Raw genomic sequence first — 17,200 nt, 5'->3', positions numbered from 1 at the left:
ATCGCTGTGTAGGGAATCAGCAGCGAGGTCGTCCGTCGGGAGGCATCACCGTGCCGAGCAAGAGCCAAGAGGGATGACCTAGCGTTCGCTGTCGTGCAGCAGGGTGTAGCGGTTCCCGCTGTCCGGGTCGCCAATGTAGTAGTAAAGGGTGGGGTGTTCCAACGTTCCGCCGATGCTCCAGGTGGTGCCGCAGGCACCCGCAAGCGTCAGATCCTGGCTGTGCGTTCCGCTGTTCCGAAGGCTCCACTTGCCCGTGCCCTCGCAATGGCCTTGGCCGGCGTCGCTCAGCCGGCGGGCAGTCGCCCGTCCGTCGGCAGTGAGTTCGAGTGTGCCGCCGCGTCCGTCCTGCCAGACGCCGACCACGTCGGTAGGGCTCAGGTGGGGCGGCTCGTACAGCTTCACCAGGCCAGTCGCATAGGCCAGCCCGCCCAACAGAGCAAGTCCCACGGCGCCGGCAGCTCCCGACGCGACCACCTCTATCGCCAGTTTCAGGCCGCTCCTCGGCTCGGTGCGGGACGCCGCCAGCCGGGCGAGCAGCGCGCTCGGGACGGTGATTCCGGTCAGTGCCAGCCACCACCAGGTATGGGCCGTCGGCGAGCCCACTGCCCCCGAAGTCACCGTGTACAGCACGCTGCCCACGACAAGCAGCGCCGCGGACACCACCGAGGCGGCAAGCGGCACACCCCACCATGCCCACTTCTGCGTCCACCTCCAGCGGTCCTTCGCCCAGCGCGCCAGCCAAACAGTGGGCAGTACCAGCAAGAGCGTTGCGAGAAGACCGAGGATCACGCTGGCGATGGCAAGCACCGGCAGGAGGGCGATCATGAAGACGAGACCGAGGGCGTTGTACTCGCCCTCGGGATCCTGCGACAGGCTGATGAGAATCAGGAGCACGCCCCCGATGGCCATTTCAGCCACCAGGGCCGCAGTCGACACCAGGATGGCCCTGCCCGTCCAGATGTCCCGTTGGCACGCTCGGTGGGTGCCCTGCTCTGGCGGGCTCCCTGCCATGGCCTGTCCAGTCATGCGTATCACCTCTCCCACCTGCGATGATGCACTCGCTGTTGGCGATGCCTCACACCAGGGTCGCGTATCGGTCATTCCATCCAGATGGGTAGAATCCGGGTCGGCAGGGGTATGGCGATGGACCTGTGAAGTCCTCACTGGACAGGCGGATGGGCCGTCTTGGTGGGCGGGCGTTGCGGGGCCAGCGGTCGTGGGCGCCGCGGGAACCAGGGGCCGGAGACGACAAGGACGAGATGAGGGCGAGTGGTGGCCCGGAAGTCGGTCGGGGTACTCCTCGTCAGCCGTGACCGACCGTCAACGGGGCCGTCGGTGCATGTGACAACTCCTCCTCATCGCACTGGTTTTCCTGGCTCGTCGCAGGCGGTGTAGGCCATCATCAGGACATCGCGATGAGCGGAGGCCGTGTGGTCACGCCGCTGGACTGCCGTGACGGAGTGCAGTGTCCGGCGGTCGTCCCCAAGCAGCAGGTCGCCGGGTTCGGTCAGCCGTGTCGTGAGCAGTGTCCTGCCGGCACGGTCGTAGACCGCGCTCTCGCCGCCCTCGACGTTGCGCGGACACAGCTCCACCCCCCCCACACACACGCACACGCCTCGTAGCGGTCTCGCGCCCCCTCTCCGGAGGAGTATGGATGGATGGATGGCTGTGCGTGAGTCGATTCTCATCGGATTCGACTCATGAACGGCTGTGAGAGAACGCGCCGGCCTTCTCGGCATCTCCACCGATCTGCATTCCCTGTCTGCATTCCCTGGAACGTGAACGCCTCAACACTCGACTACGCGCAATCGGCGCAATATCCCAGGCGTGTGCGGAGACTCATCGGGTGGGCGCGGCCGTCACGGCCGGGTGGTGGCCGGGTGCCGTGGGCAGGTAGGCCTGGACGGTGGAGGTCAGGAGTTCCTCGAAGCCGATGACCGGGTTCCAGCCCAGGAGGGTCCTGGCCTGGTGGATCGCCGGTACGCGGTGGTCGAGGTCCTGGTAGCCGGGCCCGTAGTAGTCGGAGCCGGGGCGCTCCGTGATCCGTACGGTCGCGGGGAGGTCCTCGTATCCGGGGGTCTTGGCGACGATGTGGACCAAGTGCTGCGCGAGCTCGCGGATCGACCGTTCGTTGCCGGGGTGGCCCAGGTTGAAGACCTTGCCGTCGGCTGCTCCGCCGGGGTTGGCGAGTATGCGCAGCAGCCCGTCTATGCCGTCGTCGATGTGGGTGAAGCAGCGGCGCTGCGTCCCGCCGTCCACCAGGACGAGGGGTTCACGGCGGATCAGATGACCGAGCATCTGGGCGACCACGCGGGAGGAGCCCGGTGCCTGGCTGTGCGGATCGTCCAGGCCGGGGCCCGTCCAGTTGAACGGACGGAACAGGGTGAAGCGCAGGCCCTGGTGATCTGCCAGGGCGTGGATGACGCGGTCCAGGAGCTGCTTGGATGCGGCGTAGATCCATCGGGACTTGTCGACGGGCCCGTACACCAGCGGGCTGTCGTACTCGTCGAACTCCTCGTCCGGGCACATTCCGTAGACCTCGGAGCTGGAGGGGAAGACGACGCGCGTGCCGGTGGCGGCGCACCGGCGGATGATGTCGAGGTTGTGGGTGAAGTCGAGGTCGAAGGTGGTCAGCGGGTCGTTGACGTATGCGGCGGGCGTGGCGACGGCGATCAGCGGCAGGCATACGTCTGCCCAGCGCAGCTGTTGGTCGATCCAGCCGTCGTGATCGGCCACGTCCCCGGTGTGCAGGATCAGTCGGGGATGGTCGAGGACGTCTGCGAGGCGGTCGGTGTTCAGGTCGAGGCCGCGTATGTGCCAGTCGGTGCGCTGGAGGACGGCACGGGCCAGGTGGCTGCCGATGAACCCGCCCGCACCGAGAACGAGGATGTTCACCGGCCCGCCCTGACTCGTCCCAGCACGGCCTCGTGGCGCAGGACGTGGGGGAAGTCTCTGGGGGTGCCTCGTCGTCCGTCGAGTTCGACCTCGTCCAGGCACAGGCGGCGTCCGTCGCCGCACAGTACGAACACCCCGGCGGGCTCGATGTGGATCTCGCCGGGCCGTCCCGGGCGGGGCGGTGGTTCGGACGACGGGTGGCCGGCCCGCCAGATGGTGAGCTGGTGAGGGCCCATGTGGCAGAACGCTCCGGGGTAGGGGTCGGTGACGGCGCGGATCAGGTTGCGGATGTCCTCGGCGGCGTGCCGGAAGTCGATCAGCCCGTCGGCGGGTCGCCTGCGGCCGAAGACGGTGGCCTTCGAGGCGAGCTGGGGCCAGCGAGGGGCGCGGCCTTCGATGACCGGCCACGCGTTGCGGCGCAGCACCGCCTCGGTGGCGGGCAGGAGCTTGCGGTAGATGTCCGTGGGGGTGTCGTCCGGGCCGATGGGGAAGCTCTCCTGATCGACGAGGTCTCCCGCGTCCGGTTCGCGGACCATGTGGTGCAGGCTGACCCCGCCCTCCCGCTCACCGTGGAGGATCTGCCAGTTGACGGGCGCGCGGCCCCGGTAGCGGGGCAGGAGGCTGCCGTGGACGTTGACCGCGACGGGGGCGAGGCCGAGGACCTCGTCCGGCAGGAGGTGACGCCAGTAGGCGCTGAACAGTGCCCGGGGCGCGAGCGCGCGGATGTGCTCTCGTTCGCCTGCGGTGCGCGGGTCGGCGTGGCGTACGGGTATGCCCAGCGACGCTGCCGTACCGGCCACCGACCCGAACCAGGTGTTCTCTCCCGGATCGTCGTGGTGCGTGTACACGCAGGCGATCTCGATGCCGAGTTCGGTGAGGACCTCCACCGTGCGGCAGCCGACGTCGTGATACGCGAAGAGCACCACGGTCATCGCGTACCGCCTGCGGCCGGCAGACGATGGCGGGTCACCAGGGTGCGCACCGCCGCGACGACATGGTCCTGGTCCTCGTCGCTCATACCCGGGTAGAGGGGCAGTGAGACGATCGCCTCCCCGGCGGCTTCGGTGACTGGCAAGTCAACACCGGACACGGACATGGCCTCGCGGCTTCGGCGGTAGTGACGATGCTGGTGTACAGGGGTGAAGTGCACCCCCGCACCGATGCCCAGCTCGCCGAGGGCTTCGATGAAGGCGTCGCGGTCGATGGCCAGTCGGTCCAGCCGCAGGTGAACGACGTACAGGTGCCAGGCATGGGTGTGGGTGTACGGCGGGGCCTCGGGCAGGTGAAGTTCCGCCAGGCCGGCCAGCAGCCGCGCGTATCGCGCCGCGAGCTCGCGCCTGCGGGCGTTGAAGCGCTCGACCTTGCCCAACTGGACGACACCGAGTGCGGCGTTGAGGTCGGACAGGGTGTACTTCCAGCCGGGCTCCAGCACCTCATAGCGCACCGGGCCGGTGCCGTGGTGACGTGACCAGGTGTCCTTGGTGATCCCATGGAAGCGCAGCAGCCGTAAGCGCTCGGCCAGTTGGGCGTCGGAGACGGTCACCATGCCGCCTTCGGCTGTGGTGATGTTCTTCACGGGATGGAAGCTGAAGACGGCCGGCTCCGCTCCGCAGCCGATGGGCTCGGAGCCGTAGCGAGTGCCCAGCGCGTGTGCCGCATCATGCACGAGGGCGATCCCGCGCCCCTTGGTCACAGCCCGCAACGCGTCCAGGTCGGCCGGCGCTCCGGCATAGTGCACGGGGATGACGGCGCGCGTACGAGGCGTGATCCGGCGGGCCACGTCGGCCGGATCGAGCAGCAGCGTGCCGGGCTGTACGTCGGCGAAGACCGCTCGCGCCCCCAGCAGTTCGATCACGTTCGCGGTGGACGGCCATGTCAGGGACGGAACCACCACCTCGTCCCCCGGGCCGACCGCCAGCGCGGCCAGTACGAGGTGCAGACCCGCTGTGGCGGACCCGACGGCAATGGCGTGTGGCGCCCCCAGCAGCTGCCCAAATGCCTGCTCGAACTCCACGACCTTGGGGCCGGAGGCCAGCCAGCCCGAGCGCAGCACCGCCACCACCGAGGCGATCTCGTCATCCTCGATCGTCGGCCTGCTCAACGGCACCCGCTTCTCCGCACCCACCACTGCCCCCCGGCGCTTCTGTGCTGTCGACATAACTCATTGCTGAGCATAACGTTGCCGCTTCGCCGCCCGTCCGCTTCGCTGTCCGTCTGCTCCCTGCCTGTCCGCTCCTTGCCCGTCCGCTCTCTGCCCGTCCGCGCACGGCGCGGACAATCTCACCAGCTGTCCGCACGGGCAGGCGCGGAAAGAGGACTTAATGCTGGGGACAGTCGGGGTGCCGGGGGACGGCCTGAAGCCGAGTCGGTCAAGGTCTAGCCTGGGTGGTCCCCTTTCTCTTCTAACCTGGCCGGTCCCCCTTCTCTCCTGCTCTCTCCTGCCACGCGCCTCAGCCGGCGCCCGTGCTGCGGCGCCGGACAGTCGTCAGGTTGTGCACCGCGACGATTGCGCCGACCGCCACGAGCAGCGCGACCAGTGCCGTCTGTGCTACGACGGTGCGCACTACGCCGGCCGGAGCCACGGCCAGCACCTGCGCCAGCGTGCTCAGGCACGGGACCAGGACAACGGTTCCCAGGGCTGTGAGTGCGGTGGCGGCCGTCGCCTCCACTCGCCCTCGGGAGGCGGCCAGCCATACGGAGGCGATCGCGCTGAAGGCCGTGGCTGCCGCCCATACAGGGTCAGTTGCTCCAAGGAACAGTACGAGGAAGGCGCTTGTCAGGACGCAGCAGGCCGCGAACACCAGCCCGGGACGGCCTGCGGGGCGGAGGGGCGGCGGGGCATCGGTATGGAAGCCGCCGTTGACGGCCAGGACGGTCAGCCAGGTGAAGGCCGCCCACAGTACGGTGAAGGCCAGCCACGTCCCGGCCTCGCCCTCGGCGAGCTGCTCGACGAGCGCGAGGGTGGCCGGCACGGCAGCGGCCGTAACCGCGTACCGGGCGGCACGCCGGTGTCCGCGCATCAGGCAGACGTACCCAGCGGCCCACAGCAGCGGCAGCACCCGTACGGCGACCGCAAAGGCCCCCGCGAGCGGCGCCCGGTCGGTGAATGCCGCCGTGAACAGGGACCGGTCCACGGTCGTCGCACCCGCCAGCCAGGCCAGCGTCAGCACGCACTCGGTCACCGCGCAGGTCCCCAGCACGAGCACGGCGAACACTGCGAAGTCACGCACCACGGCCCCGGCCGTCGCATAGCGCACCGGAGCGCCGGGAGCGGCCAGCCGGGTGCGCACCGCCAGGGCCAGGATGCTCGCAACCTCGCCGAGAGCGGGGCGCGCCTCCTCCTGAACACTTTCGTCGATGCCGCACAGGTAGGTCTCGACCATCTCCTCCTCGCGCGCCCGGCGGTAGTAGGACGGCAGGAGGCGGAGCAGGGAGCGGTAGCGCTGTTCGAGCAGAGTGGTCACGTGGCACCACCTCCCGCCAGCCCGACCGGTCCTGGCCCCTTGCCGGGCCGGAGGCGGCGGCCGAGGGCGATGCGCCGCGCCGCCGCCTGTGCACCGGCGGCCATGCGCTCCGCCTCGGCGGTCAACGCTCGCTCCCCGGAGTCGGTGAGGCGGTAGTAGCGCCGCAGGCGGCCCTGCTGCACCTCTTCCCGGTCCAGCGCGATCAGCTCGTCCTTGACCAGCCGGTCCAGCACCCCGTAGAGGGTGCCGACCCGCAGCTGGACGCTGCCTTCGGACAGCTCCTCGACTTCGCGCAGGATGCCGTAGCCGTGTCGCGGTTCATCGGCCAGCGCGGTCAGCACGAAGAAGGCCGCGTGCGTCATGTCTCTTCCAGCCATGGCAGCCAAGATACCCTGTCAGCCGATATATATGCACGCGGCGAAGTATGGAGGTGGGGCTTCCGTTCAGCGCATGCGCGCCCTGTTGTGTATCAAGTGGTACAGAACGGCGGATCCATGGCCAGTCAACCCCTCGCCGTCGGTCTCATCGGCGCCCCCGCCACCGCCGAGGCCAACTTCCAGGCCGTGTACGGCTACTACGTACGCGGCGAGGTCTTCGGCTCCTCCGGCATGCTCACCATGGGCGACATCCGCCGCACCCACTTGACCGCCTACGGCCCCGACGGCATCACCGCCGACTGGGCCACCACTACGGGCCGGTGTGGTGGGACGCGCCCTCCGAGGACCTTCCGCAGGGCACCCAGGTCGTCCTGAAGGACCTGTCGAACGGGACCGAGACCACCTACAAGCCCGGCAAGCAGAAGATCTCGCAGAACCGGCCCGGCAACAACTCCAGGAGCTGGGAGGTCTTCTACCGCTGGAAGTCCCCCGAGGGAAAGACGATCGAGTCCGAACGGGTCCGGGTCGGCATGACCTGCAACCTGGTGGAGTGCTGGGGGACCGGCGGGTCCTGACGAGCATGAGGTTCTCGGCGGCCCGCGCTGGGGCGGGGGCATGCCCCCGAGGCGGCCCGGGCACTGGCGGGGTTCGGGCTCACCGCACCGGAGGTGCAGAACGTGTCCGCCTGCGCGGAGCTTTCCCGCCAGGCCTCGGTCCGGGTGCTGGAGAAGGCGGGGGTCCGCAGGTACGCGGATAAGGGGGACCCGGCCCGGTTCGGGATGACCCGGGAGCGGTGAGACGGGGCGGAGACGGGGCGGGGCTCCGGCGCGTGCGGTGTGCCGGAGCCCCGCCCGCGTCAGCGGCCTTGCGAGGTCTCGGGCTGTCGTATCCACGCGGCCAGTAGCCGAAGCGCCTCTTCGGAGCTGGAGCCTGCCTCGGCGGTGTAGACACTCAGCCGCTGGTCCGGGTCGGCGGGCAGGGTGAGGGACTCGTAATTGAGGGTGAGCGGGCCGACGATCGGGTGGTGGAAGTGTTTGCTGCCATGTGTGTGCCGATACACGTTCTGGTCGGCCCACCAACGGCGGAAGTCCTCATCCGTGATCGAGAGTTCGCCGACGAGTTCGGCCAGCAGCGGATCGTGGGGATGGCGTCCGGCATCGCGCCGGAGCGAGGCGACGATGTCCTGGGCGTGGGTGTCCCAGTGGGCATACAGCGAGCGGGCGGTCTCGTCGCAGAACATGAACCGCACCAGGTTCCGCTCGCGGTGCGGCAGCGCGTCGAAGTCGGTGAGCAGCGCACGTGCCGTCTGGTTGGACGCAAGTACGTCCAGCCGCCGCCCCAGCACAAGGGCGGGGGTGTGCTCGAGGATCCGGAGCAGGTCGCGCAGCCCCGGGCGGACCGGCTGCGGACGCGTCGCCGTGCGGCGGGGCCTGCCCGCGGCGGGCTTGGCGAGCTGGAACAGATGGGTGCGTTCGACGGGATCGAGGCGTAGCGCGCGGGAGATGGCGTCCAGCACGGTCTCGGAGACGTTCAGTCGGCGTCCGCGTTCCAGGCGTACGTAGTAGTCGACGCTCACGCCCGCCAGTTGCGCGACCTCTTCGCGGCGCAGTCCTGGCACTCGACGAGAGCCGCCGTCGTCGGACAGGCCCGCCTGGCGCGGGGTGATCCGTGCCCGCCGGGAGCGGAGGAACTCACCGAGAGCTGTGTTGCGGTCCATGCCGTTCACGATAGGGCCCGAGAGCGCCCCGACGGCCCGCGAAAGGGGGACTGGCTGTCCCCCGGTCCGGCTGTCCCCCGGTCCGGCTGTCCCCGGGGCGAAGCGGACCCCCCGGAAGCCGATCAGCGGCCGATTCCGGTGCTGAAGTGGAACGTGTCGAGACCGACCGGGGCCCAACATCGCCCCGGTCGGCCTCTGTTCGCAGCGCCTGTTCGCATCGCACGAAGGGAACTCCTGTGTCGGACACCAAGACATTCCTGATCACCGGCGTCAGCACCGGCCTGGGCCGCGCACTCGCGCGCGCGGCGTCGGCCGCGGGCCACCGGGTGGTGGGCACGGTGCGCACGCCCGCCGACGCACGGTCCTTTGAGGCGCTCGCCGACGACGCGCACGCCCGCATCCTGGACGTGACCGACCATGACGCGGTGGACACGGTCGTGGACGAGACCGAGCGCGACCTGGGCCCGGTCGACGTACTCGTCGCCAACGCCGGGTACGGCCATGACGGCCTCTTCGAGGAGTCGTCGATGGATGACCTTCGCCGTCAGTTCGAGGTGAACGTCTACGGAACCGTGGCGGTGATCAAGGCCGTGCTGCCGCACATGCGCCGGCGCCGTTCGGGCCACATCATCGCCGTCACCTCGATGGGCGGGCTGATCACCATGCCGGGCCTCAGCTTCTACCACGGCAGCAAGTTCGCGGTGGAGGGCATCCTCGAAACGCTCGGCAAGGAGGTCGCCGACTTCGGCATCCATGTCACCGCCGTCGAGCCGGGCAGTTTCCGGACCGACTGGGCCGGCCGCTCGATGATCCGCGCACCCCGTGTGATCGCCGACTACGACGAGCTGTTCGAGCCGCTGCGCGCCCGGCGCATCCACGGCAGCGGGCACCAGCCGGGCGACCCGGACAAGGCCGCGGCCGCGGTGCTGCGCATCGTGGCGGCCGACCAGCCGCCGACGCGCCTGCTGCTCGGCACCGATGCGCTTCAGCTCGTCCGGGCCGGACGCGACGCCTTCGAGCGCGACATGCTGGCATGGGCCGAGCTGTCGGCCTCCACCGACTTCGACGACGTCAGCCGGTCCGCTTAGCCTTCATTCGCTGTCGAGCCTCCAGCGCGGGGCCTCGACGGCGGCCGTCATCACCAAGCCGGCCCACTCTTGGCCCACCACAGCCGGATCTGCTCGCAGCCGTTCACGCCACCCAGCGCCTCCTGATAACCGGGGGAGGGAGGCGAAACCTCAAGCTGAAGAACGAGCTTGACGACCAGGCCCGCGTCAGCGGCCAGATGCCGCACAGCGAGAAGCGGCTGCGGCAGCAGATCGATGTGGCGGCGAGAGGTCAGAAGGGTGAGGAGGGGGAGCGTTGGCACGGGGAGGGGGAGCGTTGAAGGGCGCCGCCCTGCTCGCCGGGGGGCAGGGCGGCGCCGGGTCGGCCCGTCGCAGTGCGGACAGGCGGTCGTAGCGCGGACGGAAGTGATCACCCTCTGGAACTGTTCCAAGGACTCGGACGTCGCCTCGGGCCGTGCGGCCGCATAGTCGTAGTCGTCGGTGTACCAATGGTTGGCGCGGCTGCTGTGGTCATTGTCGATCCCCAGGGCGTAACGGCCGTCGACGGTCGCCACGGAGGATTCGTCGCCCGCACCCTGTGCCGCCGCCTGAGGTGGGGAAAGGCCAGGTGTGAGGTGTACCACGCTCGGCCCGCCGGTCGGCGCAGTATTCTTCATGCCATGCTCCTGCTCGTTCGACGCCGCCACGTGGATCTCCTCCGCGTCACGCGCATGTCCTGTCGACACTCCGGCTGACTCCGCTCCCGCCTGCCGGGCCTTCCTGCGCACGCGGGCTCCCCTCTTCACCTCTGCCCGGCCTCGCGGCCCGCCCTACCCCGGCCTGCCGCGACACCCCTCGGCCATCACCGAGGACGGCCTGGCCCTCACCCGCGGAAAACACCATGTCGCAGCAGCTTCCCGTGATCGACCTGTCCGCCGCCTCCCGTGGCCCCGAAGAGCGCGCCCACCTGCACGCGCAGCTCCACACGGCTGCCCGAGACGTCGGCTTCTTCCAGCTCACCGGCCACGGGGTCACCCCGGCCCAGACCGAGGCGCTCGTCGGTGCCATGCGCCGCTTCTTCGCCCTTCCGGAGGCGGACCGCCTCGCCGTGAGCAACCTCAAGTCCCCGCACTTCCGTGGCTACACCCGCACCGGCGACGAACGCACCGGCGGCAGCCGTGACTGGCGCGACCAGCTCGACATAGGCGCCGAGCGCCCCGCCCGCGCTCCTGGCCCGAGCGAGCCCGGCTACCTGTGGCTGGAGGGCCCCAACCAGTGGCCGGCTGCCCTGCCGGAGCTGCGTGCCGCGGCCCTTGCCTGGATGGACCGGCTCACCGAGGTCGCCGGCAGGCTGCTGCACGAGTTGCTCGCCTCGATCGGTGCGCCGGCCGGTTTCTACGACGATGTCTTCGCCACCGACCCGCACCTGCACCTGAAGCTGGTCCGCTACCCCGGCAGCGCCGCCGACGGCACCGGGCAGGGCGTCGGTGCCCACAAGGACTACGGCTTCCTCACCCTGCTGCTCCAGGACCAGGTCGGTGGGCTCCAGGTGCAGCGCGCAGATGGGGAGTTCCACGCCGTTCCGCCGTTGCCGGGGGCGTTCGTGGTCAACCTGGGGGAACTGCTGGAGGTGGCCACGAACGGCTACCTCAAGGCCACCAACCATCGCGTGGTCAGCCCGCCCGGGGCCGTGGAGCGGTACTCCGTGCCGTTCTTCTACAACCCGCGCCTGGACGCGCGCATCGCACCGCTACCGTTCCCGCATGCAGGCCACGCCCCCGGCGTCACCCAGGACCCGGCCAATCCGCTGTTTGCCGAGTACGGGCGCAACGAGCTGAAGGGCTGGCTGCGGGCCCACCCCCGGGTCGCCCGCCGCCACCACGCCGCACTCCTCACCCAGGAGCTGAGCGCGGCTGGGTAAGCCGGATCCGGATGCGGTGTCCGGACGGTGGGCGAGGGGGCCGCCACGCCCCGCCGGATACCGTGGGCCCTACGAGCGCACGCGCGCGGATGAGGAGTGGGGAGGGGGAGGGGGAGTGGTGGCACGGCGTCCGACGGCGCGCGGGGAGGGCGGGCCGGTCCGTTTCCGGGATACGGGGGAGACGTGGACGGCCTTCGTCGGCGAGATTCTGGTGCGCTGCCCAGACTGCTGTCACCGGGCCGTGCTCGCTCCCCTTCCGCCCGCACCTCCCTCGCCCGGCGTCGCGCGTGCGCAGCCGCCCGCCTCCCAACCTCGCCGTATGGTCTGCCATCTGGGGCATGTACGGACCTGGTCCGGCGGCGCCGTCCACTACCGGCAGCCCAGCGCGGACGTGCAGCGCGACCCGTTTCTGGGGCTGCCGCTCTGGCTTCAGACCAACTGTGCCGGCCATGTGCTGTGGGCGTACAACGCGCGTCACGTGGCCCACTTGCGCGGCTACGTGGCCGCGGACCTGCGCGAGCGCGGGCTGTCGCGGCCGGATCCGAGCACCTACTGCGGCGCCAGCATGATCGACCGGCTGCCGGCCTGGATGAAGGCCTCCGCCCACCGCAGCCGTGTGCTACGTGCCCTGGACCGCCTCGCCGCTGCGGCCGCCAGGCCCACCCCGTAAGCAACCACTCGGCGGGCGCTGAGGAGACGGCGGCGTCCGGAGTGGCGAAGCAGCGGCAGCCGATCCCGCCGGTGGTCTGGACTTGAAGTACCGCTTCACGTTCTCCGGCTTCTTGCGCCTCGACTTGGCCATGAGCTGACCAGCCTGCTTGCCCCCGGGCGGCGTTGACTTGTCCCGAGAGCTATACCACGAGGGGGACACGACCTTGCGTGGTTGGTGATGGATATGGATGCGGATCGGCGGCCCGAACCCCGCCACCAAGGCACGCGAGACTGCGGGCATACATTGCGAACATGCGAACCGTAGCGATCGATTCTCAAGGGACCTTCCAGCTGAAGCGGCGTCCAGAGCCGGTCGCGGGACCGGGGGCCGTGGTGGTCCGGGTGCGGGCCGCTGGGCTCAACGCCGCTGACTTGCAGCAGGCACGGGGGGATTACCCGGCGCCACCGGGATGGCCGGCCGACGTGCCCGGCCTGGAGGTCGCAGGCGAGGTGGAGCAGGTCGGTCCCGATGTCATGGGGGTTGTGCCCGGGGACCGGGTGATGGCACTGGTTGGCGGCGGCGGCCATGCCGAGCGGATCGCGGTCCCCGCCGATCTTCTACTGCCGGTGCCGGAGGGCCTGCCGTGGGAGGAGGCCGCCGGTTTCCCGGAGGCGTTCAGCACCGCCTGGGACGCCCTGGTCACCCAGGCCGGGGTCCGCGCCGGCGACCGGGTGCTGGTCAGTGGCGCGGCGGGCGGGGTGGGCACGGCCATGGTGCAGGTCGCCGCGATCTCCGGGGCGCACACCGTGGCCAGCGTGCGTCGGCCCGAACTCCATAACCGTGTCAAGAATCTCGCCCCGGATGGCGGGGTGGACGTCGTGACTCCCGACCAGGAAGCCGCGCACGCGCCGTACGACGTGATCGTGGAACTGGTCGGTGGCGAGTACTGCCTGCAGCGAGTCGCTCTGCTCCGCAGCCGGGGCAAGGTCCTCGTCGTCGGAGTCCAGGCCGGCACCACGGCGCCGCTGCGGATGTTCGATCTCATGCTCGCGCGTGCCCAATTGGTCGGCACCACCATCCGCGGGCGTTCACACGCCGAGAAAGTGCTTCTCGCCGCTACCGTGCGGACGTCCGTGGTGCCCCTGCTGGCGCAGGGGCGGTTACGGGTACCCGTCGACGCGGCCTTCCCGCTCGACCGGTTCACTGACGCCTACGCGCGCCTGGCTGGGCCGGGCAAGTTCGGCAAGGTCATCTTGCTGCCCTGACGGTCTCGGCCGCGGGGCGCAGCTGTGGCACAAGGATGCCGAGGGTCGCGATGCTCTGGCGCTGGCCCGGTACTGGCATGAGACGGGCGCCGTGGCCGAGTTGTGCCGCCGGAGTGAGGCATCGGGCCCAGTCGGGCGCAGGGCCGTGCGGAGTGAGTCGGGGACGACCTGCGAGGAGCTGTCGCTCGGTGAACTGGCGGTCCGAACCGTGCACACTGCGATCCTCACCATGCTGGAGCCGAAGTACGGAATCACTCCGTCCTTCGACGAGTTGATGTCCCGTGCGCCGGCCGAATCGGACGTCGACCACGAGGTGTGGTGGGCAACGGCGTCTGTGCTCCAGCAGCGCCAGGACCGCCCTGGCCGCCGGACTGGCAGCTGCCTTCAAGAACTTCTGGGGCTCCGGCGCCCGCGCTATGGGCGCTGCTCAAGCAAGCGTCTACGGAAGAGGTCGAGCACCCCGTCGAGCGCCAGGCGGGTCGGCTGCCCCGGCTCGTCGATGAGGTGCTCGGTCAACACGGAGTGCGGTGGCCCAACACCGTCCGGATTCCCAGCGGAGTCGTCGAGTTCAACGGCGACAAAGGCCTCGCCGAGTTCGCGGCGCAGAAAGGCGAACCGATCGCCTGGGACCAACCGGTCACCTCGAAAACGCAGCCCCATCACCCGCAGCCCGTCGCGTTCACAGCGGGCCCGGACAGCGGCGAGGTCCTCAGCGCAGATGTCGATGCCGGCAGCCCGGCTCCTGGTGAGCGGCAGTGGCAAAGACGGCTGGGACAGGACCGGAGCCACCAGGCGCTCATCCGCAGCCATGGCCAGAGCGAAGCCGCCGGTCAGGCACATACCGACAGCCCCGACGCCGGGACCGCCACAGCGTCGGTGCTCGTGTGCGGCCAGGGCCCGCAGCCACGTCACCACGGGCGAGGTCTTCCCGGTGGCCAGCACGGTGAACTCCCGGCTCACGCACACTTTCCCTATCGACGAGGCCATATACAACCCGGACTTCAGCCGGCCACCACCATCAGCAGGGTTACCAGCGCGGCCGGGCGTACCGAAGAGCACCGGCAGCACCGCAGTACAGCCGATCTCGGCCACCCGCTCCGCAAACCGCAGAACCTTGGGCGTAATGCCGGGGATCTCCGCCATCACCATCACCGCGGGACCCGTACCCCGCCGCAGAACCCGGCGGGTAACGCCGTCATGAGTGAACGTACCGCGGTCGAAGCCGGTCAAGTCATGATCCGTCATGGACTACCGCCCTTCCCATCAGCTACCACTCGCAGACCATCGCATGCCGTTCGAAGACTGGCTACCCGCATGCTCGAAGCCTCCTCACCCAGACCCTCCACTGCGACACAGGTTGAAGTGCACTGCACGCCGCAGAGGCAGGCGACGGATTTCCCCTGTCCCCATCACCGGCGTTGGGTCGGCAGCCGGTGAGGGCGAGCGGCCGCCGCGGTCACCACTGCCGCAGCGGCGACAGATACCGGTCGTTGAGCGTTTGAGAGAGCCCACGGGCCCCTCCATACGCAACTTTGACGCCGAACTGTTGTGCGCAACGGAACCGTGTACCCCACCCCGGCAATCTTGACGACGTGATGTCAACTCTCCAGTTGCGTATGTCCTTTGGACAACGCTCGCAGCACATGGTGATCTGCGGCGACGACGGGCTTGCGCACCGTCTGGCGGTGACGCTGGATGCTGTATGCGGTGAGGCGGTCACCGTGGTGCTGCCCTCGGGGCGCGAGGGGCACGCGCCGGAGATCGCCGCACTGCACCGTGATCCGCAGTCGCCGGTCGAGCTGCTGGTGGCAGCCCATCCGGACGAACAGACGCTGCGCGCCGCCGGGGTGGAGCGGGCGGCCGCGCTCGCCCTGACCTACAGTGACGACCAGGTCAATGTCACCGCCGCGCTGCTCGCCCGCACCCTCAACCCGACGATCCGCCTGGTCATCCGGATGTACAACCGTGAACGTGGTCAGCACCTCGAACGGCTCCTGGACCGGGCCGTGCTGGCACTGGGCCGGACCGATGACGCATCGCTGGACATGTCCACCACCGTGCTCTCCGACACCGACACCGCGGTCCCCGAGCTGGTGTCCGCCGCCGCGGTCGGCCAGGGGCACACGCTCCAGGTCGAGGGCCAGGTCTTCCGCGGGGTGGTGCGCTCTGCCCGCACCCCTCTCCGCTCCGCCGACCTGGCCACGCTCGCCGTACTGTCCGGCGCGCACCAGGACGACCCGGCCAGTGAGGACAGCCCCGAGACACCGGGGGAGGAGGGCACGCAACTGCTGCCCGACACCTTCACTGCCTACCACCGGCAGTTCACCCACGGACGGCTGATGCTGGAGGAGGTGACCCACCACCACCCGCCCGAGGCCCCGCCGCGGGAACGGCGCAGTTACGGGGCCTGGCTGCGGGACCGGCTGGCGCACCTGCCGTGGAAGGTGTTCCTCTCCCGAGAGCTCATCGCCGTCTTCGGTGCGCTGGCTGCGATCGTGCTGGTGCTGGCCGGTGCCACCGAGCTGGCAGAGCCCGGACCGCTGTGGAAGTCGGTGTACCTGCCGCTGCTGGACATCTTCACCATGGGCGATCCGGCGACGGACGAGTCCCCGGCCCGGCGGGTGCTGCAGCTCATCGCCGGTTTCGTGGGCCTGGCCGTGTTGCCCCTCGTAGTGGCGGCGACGATGAACGCCACCGACGCCTTCCGTAAAGCCTCCGTCGGACACCCGCCGGCCGAGGACCTGACTGGCCATATCGTCCTGGTCGGCCTCGGCAAGATCGGCACCCGGGTGGTGGCCCAACTGCGCACCACCGAACACCAGGTGGTCGTCATTGAACGCGATCCGCACGCCCGGGGCGTCGCCCTCGCCCGGGATCTCGGCGTACCGCTGCTCCTCGAGGACGCCGGCGTTCCCGGCGTCCTCGACCGTGCCCGGATCCGGCAGAGCAAGTCGCTGCTGGTGCTCACCCGCGACGACGGCGAGAACCTCGACATCGCGATGGCCGCGCGCGAGGCCAACCCCCAGGTGCGGGTGGTGATGCGGCTCTACGACGACAACTTCGCCGCCACTGTCTCCCGCACGATGCGCGCCTCCTACCCCGACGCCGCCACCCGCAGCCGCAGTGTCTCCGCGCTCGCCGCACCCTCCTTCGCCGCCGCCATGATGGGCCGTCACGTGCTGGGCGTCATGCCGGTCGAGCGCGGATCCCTCCTCTTCACCACCGTGGACGTCGCGGGCCACCCGGAGCTGGAGGGACGGTCCGTCCACCAGGCGTTCCGCCAGAACGAATGGCGTGTCCTGGCCGTCGGCCCGGCGATCACCCCACAGTCGTCAGGCTCGTCCGACACACTCGGCGGCGGTCTTCGCCTCGACCGGCCGGGGTTCGACTGGCGTCCGTCACACGGCCGGATGCTGCGTGCCGGTGACCGGGTCGTGGTGGTATCGACCCGGCGCGGCCTGGACTTCCTGATGACGGGGGTGCAGCCGCATCCGGCCGACCCGCGCACGTGAGCGGAGCCTTGTTTCCCGGACGGCCGGCCAGCTGCGACGGCGCCCGGCCGCTGTGACGACGTGACGACGTGACGACGTGACGACGTGACGGCGGCCGGAAGGTCGGGCTGGGTCGGCCGCCTGCTCCGCGGTCGGCGGGGGAGAGGAACTGGACCGGCTCCGCCGCCGTACCGAGGATGCGACACCCGCCTGAGGAATTTTTCCTGGGCGGGGCTGCGACCTGCGAAAACGGTCACCGTAATGCGGACACCGGGATGAGGAAAGCACACAGACGCTGTTGCCTCAGGTCGCTGCCGGCGTCACCCGCCGACGAGATGCCGTGGATCCCCGGCCGGATGGCCATCATGCCGT

At 69.9% G+C, this 17,200-nt stretch carries 18 protein-coding genes; 8 read left to right on the top strand and 10 right to left on the bottom strand.

The window, feature by feature from the left end; genetic code table 11:
- Window positions 1-78: 78 nt before the first annotated feature.
- The 7 genes from ACFY12_RS32285 to ACFY12_RS32255 form a co-directional block, all read right to left on the bottom strand.
- On the bottom strand, window positions 79-1,026 hold the full coding sequence (locus ACFY12_RS32285; RefSeq protein ID WP_390719509.1) for a hypothetical protein: 948 nt from the start codon (window positions 1,024-1,026) through the stop codon (window positions 79-81).
- Between the two features lie 329 nt (window positions 1,027-1,355).
- Window positions 1,356-1,601, bottom strand: coding sequence for a 2OG-Fe dioxygenase family protein (locus tag ACFY12_RS32280; protein ID WP_390719508.1), 246 nt, complete (start codon window positions 1,599-1,601; stop codon window positions 1,356-1,358).
- 238 nt (window positions 1,602-1,839) lie between these two features.
- On the bottom strand, window positions 1,840-2,895 hold the full coding sequence (locus ACFY12_RS32275) for a bifunctional UDP-4-keto-pentose/UDP-xylose synthase (protein WP_390719507.1): 1,056 nt from the start codon (window positions 2,893-2,895) through the stop codon (window positions 1,840-1,842).
- Window positions 2,892-3,827 carry a formyltransferase family protein gene (locus ACFY12_RS32270; RefSeq protein ID WP_390719506.1) on the bottom strand — a complete coding sequence of 312 codons (936 nt, stop codon included), beginning with the start codon at window positions 3,825-3,827 and terminating at the stop codon, window positions 2,892-2,894. The genes ACFY12_RS32275 and ACFY12_RS32270 overlap by 4 nt, the downstream gene beginning before the upstream one ends.
- Complete coding sequence (locus ACFY12_RS32265) at window positions 3,824-5,053, bottom strand: DegT/DnrJ/EryC1/StrS family aminotransferase (RefSeq protein WP_390719505.1); 1,230 nt, start codon at window positions 5,051-5,053, stop codon at window positions 3,824-3,826. The genes ACFY12_RS32270 and ACFY12_RS32265 overlap by 4 nt, the downstream gene beginning before the upstream one ends.
- Before the next feature lie 292 nt (window positions 5,054-5,345).
- Window positions 5,346-6,359: a hypothetical protein gene (locus ACFY12_RS32260; protein ID WP_390719504.1), complete on the bottom strand. Its 1,014-nt coding sequence runs from the start codon at window positions 6,357-6,359 to the stop codon at window positions 5,346-5,348.
- Window positions 6,356-6,721: a PadR family transcriptional regulator gene (locus ACFY12_RS32255; protein WP_390719524.1), complete on the bottom strand. Its 366-nt coding sequence runs from the start codon at window positions 6,719-6,721 to the stop codon at window positions 6,356-6,358. The genes ACFY12_RS32260 and ACFY12_RS32255 overlap by 4 nt, the downstream gene beginning before the upstream one ends.
- A gap of 132 nt (window positions 6,722-6,853) precedes the next feature.
- On the opposite strand from ACFY12_RS32255, the gene ACFY12_RS32250 reads away from it, so the two are divergent.
- From ACFY12_RS32250 to ACFY12_RS32240, 3 genes are read left to right on the top strand one after another with little or no spacing between them, the layout of a single operon-like run.
- Window positions 6,854-7,111 carry a hypothetical protein gene (locus tag ACFY12_RS32250; protein WP_390719503.1) on the top strand — a complete coding sequence of 86 codons (258 nt, stop codon included), beginning with the start codon at window positions 6,854-6,856 and terminating at the stop codon, window positions 7,109-7,111.
- The gene (locus ACFY12_RS32245) at window positions 7,057-7,311 is read left to right on the top strand and encodes a hypothetical protein (protein WP_390719502.1); all 255 of its coding nucleotides are present in this window, start codon (window positions 7,057-7,059) and stop codon (window positions 7,309-7,311) included. The genes ACFY12_RS32250 and ACFY12_RS32245 overlap by 55 nt, the downstream gene beginning before the upstream one ends.
- Window positions 7,312-7,338: 27 nt before the next feature.
- Window positions 7,339-7,533, top strand: coding sequence for a GNAT family N-acetyltransferase (locus ACFY12_RS32240; RefSeq protein ID WP_390719523.1), 195 nt, complete (start codon window positions 7,339-7,341; stop codon window positions 7,531-7,533).
- A gap of 59 nt (window positions 7,534-7,592) precedes the next feature.
- On the opposite strand, the gene ACFY12_RS32235 is transcribed toward ACFY12_RS32240, so the two are convergent.
- On the bottom strand, window positions 7,593-8,453 hold the full coding sequence (locus ACFY12_RS32235; protein WP_390719501.1) for a helix-turn-helix transcriptional regulator: 861 nt from the start codon (window positions 8,451-8,453) through the stop codon (window positions 7,593-7,595).
- A gap of 236 nt (window positions 8,454-8,689) precedes the next feature.
- Here ACFY12_RS32235 and ACFY12_RS32230 point away from each other — a divergent pair, with 236 nt between their 5' ends.
- Complete coding sequence (locus ACFY12_RS32230) at window positions 8,690-9,541, top strand: oxidoreductase (RefSeq protein WP_390719500.1); 852 nt, start codon at window positions 8,690-8,692, stop codon at window positions 9,539-9,541.
- Window positions 9,542-9,591: 50 nt separating this feature from the next.
- Here ACFY12_RS32230 and ACFY12_RS32225 read toward each other — a convergent pair whose 3' ends face one another.
- A complete protein-coding gene (locus tag ACFY12_RS32225) occupies window positions 9,592-10,176 on the bottom strand; it encodes a hypothetical protein (protein WP_390719499.1) in 585 nt (194 codons plus the stop codon).
- A gap of 224 nt (window positions 10,177-10,400) precedes the next feature.
- Here ACFY12_RS32225 and ACFY12_RS32220 point away from each other — a divergent pair, with 224 nt between their 5' ends.
- The 3 genes from ACFY12_RS32220 to ACFY12_RS32210 all read left to right on the top strand — a co-directional run bounded on the left by ACFY12_RS32220 (window position 10,401) and on the right by ACFY12_RS32210 (window position 13,337).
- Complete coding sequence (locus ACFY12_RS32220) at window positions 10,401-11,420, top strand: isopenicillin N synthase family dioxygenase (protein ID WP_390719498.1); 1,020 nt, start codon at window positions 10,401-10,403, stop codon at window positions 11,418-11,420.
- Window positions 11,421-11,739: 319 nt separating this feature from the next.
- Window positions 11,740-12,090 (top strand): hypothetical protein, encoded by a 351-nt coding sequence (locus ACFY12_RS32215; protein ID WP_390719497.1) that lies wholly within the window; start codon window positions 11,740-11,742, stop codon window positions 12,088-12,090.
- Window positions 12,091-12,383: 293 nt separating this feature from the next.
- On the top strand, window positions 12,384-13,337 hold the full coding sequence (locus ACFY12_RS32210; RefSeq protein ID WP_390719496.1) for an alcohol dehydrogenase catalytic domain-containing protein: 954 nt from the start codon (window positions 12,384-12,386) through the stop codon (window positions 13,335-13,337).
- Window positions 13,338-13,751: 414 nt separating this feature from the next.
- Here ACFY12_RS32210 and ACFY12_RS32205 read toward each other — a convergent pair whose 3' ends face one another.
- Window positions 13,752-14,582 (bottom strand): dienelactone hydrolase family protein, encoded by an 831-nt coding sequence (locus ACFY12_RS32205; RefSeq protein WP_390719495.1) that lies wholly within the window; start codon window positions 14,580-14,582, stop codon window positions 13,752-13,754.
- A gap of 371 nt (window positions 14,583-14,953) precedes the next feature.
- Between ACFY12_RS32205 and ACFY12_RS32200 the strand changes: the two genes are divergently transcribed.
- Entirely contained in the window at window positions 14,954-16,849 is a 1,896-nt protein-coding gene (locus ACFY12_RS32200; protein WP_390719494.1) for an NAD-binding protein, read from the top strand.
- Window positions 16,850-17,200 lie beyond the last annotated feature (351 nt).

The organism is Streptomyces sp. NPDC001339, assembly GCF_042895955.1.
GTDB lineage: Bacteria > Actinomycetota > Actinomycetes > Streptomycetales > Streptomycetaceae > Streptomyces.
This window is presented reverse-complemented; position numbering and strand designations above follow the sequence as displayed.